1 protein-coding gene is annotated in these 1,095 nt (G+C 58.4%); it reads left to right on the forward strand.

The window, feature by feature from the left end; all coding sequences use genetic code 11:
• On the forward strand, positions 1-846 hold an 846-nt coding region (locus tag A5791_RS07595; RefSeq protein ID WP_067231672.1), incomplete at its 5' end, for a hypothetical protein.
• Between the last annotated feature and the right edge of the window lie 249 nt (positions 847-1,095).

Consider the following 1,095-nt stretch of genomic DNA (forward strand, 5'->3'; position numbering starts at 1 on the left):
CACCTCATGGGCTACACCTTCAAGGACTACGACAAGGCAAGCCGCTGGACGTGGAAATTCTTGCGGGACAGCACCGCTGAGCAAGTCCGCGCAATTGCCAACTACGCGCTGGAGGCCGACAACCGTCTGACAACCGGGACGATCTTGCAGCGGCTGTTTGACCCAACGCAGATAGCAAACGAGTGGTCGCACCCGGTGTATGGCCTGTACAACGGTGACACCATGGTTCCACCGGCCTATCTCGGCAAGCAGTTTGCGGCGGCACACCAGCACTACCTCGTTTCCGGTAGCGCCACCATTGATTCCGGAGACCTCGAAACTGCCGTTCGCCATGTGACCGAGCACGGTTTCGGCACTGAATCAAACTCACGGCTGTTGGCGCTGATGAACCCGGCACAGGCGGAAGTGGTGTCAACCTTCAAAGCTGGCGAAGAAAACGCCAGCGGCATTATTGCCAAACACGACTACATTCCGTCCGCTGGCGCTCCGGCCTACTTGCAACCGGAAAATATTGTGGGTCAGGTTGCGCCGGAGTCCTACAACGGTCTGAAGGTGCAGGGTAGCTACGGCGAAACCTGGATTATCCAAAGCGATTTCATTCCGGAAGACTACTTGGCGGTTGTTGCCACCTATGGAGCTAACAGCCCTGACAACGCCATCGGGTTCAGACAGCACCCTCAGCGTCAGTACCAGGGTCTAAGAAATATCCCGGGTATCGGCCCATTTCCATTGCAGGATAGCTTTTTCCAGCGCAGCTTCGGTGTTGGCGTGCGCCGTCGCGGCCAGGCCTGCCTCACGCAGATCAAGGCCAGCGGTTCCTATGACGTGCCGGTGATCCCGAAGTGACGCCTCTAGATTGGCTGCAGGCCAATCTGACTGCAGTCGTGGTCGCGGTAGCTCAGGCCGGTGCCACCCTGGCCGGCTCAACTGCTGAAACCAATGTGTCTCAGTCCCATTACTACTCTTGGAGCCGGTTCACAAGATGAGTAGAAGCGGAGCCGACGCGTCCGGTCTCGGTGACCAGCTTGCGCGCAACCTCGCGTATCTGGAAAACGGCGATACCGGCGCTAGCGAGTTCAGTTGGGCCGATGGCAT

The organism is Mycobacterium sp. 852002-51163_SCH5372311, from assembly GCF_001667115.1.
Lineage (GTDB): Bacteria > Actinomycetota > Actinomycetes > Mycobacteriales > Mycobacteriaceae > Mycobacterium.